The organism is Kineococcus indalonis (genome assembly GCF_009906395.1).
Classification (GTDB): domain Bacteria; phylum Actinomycetota; class Actinomycetes; order Actinomycetales; family Kineococcaceae; genus Kineococcus; species Kineococcus indalonis.
On sequence record NZ_JAAALM010000480.1, the window covers coordinates 1 to 3162 of the forward strand.

General features: G+C 75.8%; 2 protein-coding genes. Both read left to right on the plus strand.

Annotation, left to right across the window (positions count from 1 at the left end):
• Nucleotides 1-44 precede the first annotated feature (44 nt).
• Nucleotides 45-665, plus strand: a complete 621-nt coding sequence (locus GTR00_RS17740; protein ID WP_323132583.1) for a nitroreductase family protein — start codon at nt 45-47, stop codon at nt 663-665.
• A 38-nt stretch (nt 666-703) separates the two neighbouring features.
• Nucleotides 704-3162: DNA gyrase/topoisomerase IV subunit A (locus GTR00_RS17745; protein WP_166612903.1), on the plus strand; the 2459-nt coding region annotated here is incomplete at its 3' end.

Here is a 3162-nt window from a genome sequence, read left to right on the forward strand (position 1 = left end):
CGCCCGCCCGGTGCGGGCCGGCGCCGGTGGGCCAGGATGGCGCCGTGGAGCTCGGGGAGGTCCTGCGCCGGCGGCGCATGGTGCGCAGCTACGACCCGCACCGCCCGGTGGACCCGGCCGCGCTGGAGCGGGTGCTGGCGGCGGCGCTGCGGGCGCCCTCGGCGGGCAACAGCCAGGGCCGGGACCTGCTGGTGCTGCGCTCCCCCGCCGAGCGCGGGGCCTTCTGGGAGCTGAGCGCCGCCGGGCGCGCGGGCCCGGCGGACGCGTGGCTGCGGGGGATGCGCGCCGCGCCGGTGCTGGTGCTGCTGCTGGCCGACCCCGGGGCGTACGAGCGCCGCTACGCGCTGGCGGACAAGCCCGGCCCGGACCGCGACGCGGCGGGCTGGGAGGTGCCCTGGCCGGACGTGGACACCGGGATGAGCGCGCTGCTGGTGCTGCTGGCGGCCGTCGACGAGGGTCTGGGGGCGTGCCTGTTCGGGGTGCCCTCGGCGGCGCGCGCGGCGCTGCGCGAGCGCTTCGGGGTGCCCGCCGGGCACCGCTTCGTCGCCGCCGTCGCGCTGGGCCACCCCGCGCCGGGCGAGGCGTCCCGGCCCTCGCGCCGGCACCGGCGCACCCTGGCCGACAGCGCCCACGACGGCGCCTTCGGGACGCCCTGGGGCGGCTAGGTCCGGAGCTGTCGGTGCCAGGCGGCAGGATGGTGCCCATGGCACGACGCACGTCCCCTCCCCCGCCGCCCGACGCCCCCGAGCGCATCGTCGACATCGACGTCGAGCAGGAGATGCAGGGGGCGTTCCTGGAGTACGCGTACTCCGTCATCTACTCCCGGGCCCTGCCGGACGCGCGCGACGGCCTCAAGCCGGTGCAGCGGCGGATCCTCTACATGATGCAGGACATGGGCCTGACGCCCGAGCGCGCGCACGTGAAGTCCGCGCGCGTGGTCGGCGAGGTCATGGGCAAGCTGCACCCGCACGGCGACGTCGCCATCTACGACGCCCTGGTGCGCCAGGCGCAGCCGTTCACGATGCGCGTGCCGCTGGTCGACGGGCACGGCAACTTCGGCTCCCCGGACGCCGGCCCGGCCGCGCAGCGCTACACCGAGGCCCGCCCCGCCCCGGCGGCGCTGCTGATGACGACCGGCCTGGACGAGGACGTCGTCGACTTCGTCCCGAACTACGACGACCGCCTGAAGGAACCCGGCGTGCTGCCGGCGGCGTTCCCGAACCTGCTCGTCAACGGCGCCAGCGGCATCGCGGTCGGCATGGCCACGAACATGCCGCCGCACAACCTCGGCGAGGTGGTCGCCGCCGCGCGCCACCTCATCAAGCACCCGGACGCGGACCTGCCCGCCCTCATGCGGTTCGTCCCCGGCCCGGACTTCCCCACCGGCGGCAGGATCGTCGGCCTGGAGGGCATCCGCGACGCCTACGCCTCCGGGCGCGGCACGTTCCGCACCCGCGCCAGCGTGCGCGTGGAGAAGATCGGCCGGCGCCAGGGCCTGGTGGTCACGGAACTGCCCTACGGGGTGGGCCCGGAACGGCTGACGGAGAAGATCGCCGACAACGTCAAGGCCAAGCGCCTGCAGGGCGTGGCCGACGTGGTCGACCTCTCCGACCGCACGCGCGGGCTGCACCTGGTCATCGAGGTGAAGAACGGCTTCGTGCCCGAGGCGGTGCTGGAGCAGCTGTACCGGCTGACGCCGATGGAGGAGTCCTTCGGCATCAACAACGTCGCCCTCGTCGAGGGCCAGCCGCGCACCCTGGGCCTGAAGGAGCTGCTGGAGGTCTTCGTCGCGCACCGCGTCGACGTGGTGCGACGGCGCACCGCGTACCGGTTGCGGCGCAAGGAGGAGCGGCTCCACCTCGTCGACGGCCTGCTCGTGGCGATCCTCGACATCGACGAGGTCATCGCGATCGTGCGCTCCTCCGACGACGCCGCGGCGGCGCGCACCCGCCTGACGCAGGCGTTCGAGCTGTCCGAGACCCAGGCGTCGTACATCCTCGACATGCAGCTGCGGCGGCTGACGAGGTTCTCGCGCATCGAGCTGGAGCGCGAGCAGGCCGAGCTGAACCGGCAGATCGCCGAGCTGCGCGGGATCCTCGCCGACGAGTCCCGGCTGCGCCGGCTCGTCGGCGACGAGCTGGCGCAGGTGGCCGCCGAGCACGGCAGCCCGCGGCGCACGGTGCTGCTGACCTCCTCCGGCCCGGCCACCGGCACGGCGGTGCCGCTGGAGGTCGCCGACGACCCGTGCACGGTGCTGATGTCCTCCACGGGTCTCCTGGCGCGCACCGCGTCGGCCGAACCGCTGGGCACCGAGGGCCGGCGCGCCCGGCACGACCTGGTGGTCTCGGCCGCGCCGGCCACCGCGCGCGGGCACGTGGGCGTGCTCACCTCCGCCGGGCGGCTGGTGCGCCTGCCGGTGCTGGACCTGCCGGTGCTGCCCGAGACCAACGGGCGCCCGACGCTCTCGGGCGGCACGGCCGTCAAGGAGTTCGTCACCCTCGGCAAGGGCGAGCGGGTGCTGGCGCTGGTGCCGCTGCCGGTGGCCGGGGTGGAGGACCCCGACGACCCGGGTTTCGCGCTGGCCACGGCCACCGGGGTCGTCAAGCGCCTGGTGCTCGAACCCCTCGGCAACCGCGAGGAGGTCGAGGTCATCGCCCTGAAGGACCTCTCCGCGCGCAGGAAGGACGAGGTCGTCGCCGCGGTGCAGCTGCGCACCGGCGAGGAGGACCTGGTGCTCATCACCTCCGACGCGCAGCTGCTGCGCTTCAGCGCCTCCCTGGTGCGCCCGCAGGGCCGCGGCGCGGCGGGGGTGGCCGGCATCCGGCTGAACCCCGGCGCCCAGGTGCTCTCGATGACCGCCGTGGACGTCGACGACCCCGAGGCGGTGGTGGTGACCGTGGCCGGCGACTCCGGGGCGCTGCCGGGCACGCAGCTCGGCTCGGCGAAGGTGACGCCGCTGTCGGAGTACCCCTCCAAGGGCCGCGCCACCGGCGGGGTGCGCTGCCACCGCTTCGCCCGCGGCGAGGACGTCCTGCTGCTGGCGTGGGCCGGGCGCGGGCCCGCGGAGGCCGCCACGCCCACCGGCACGGCCGTGGCGCTGCCGGAGGTGCCGGGCCGGCGCGACGGCTCGGGCACGGCGCTGGACAAGCCGGTCGCCGCGAT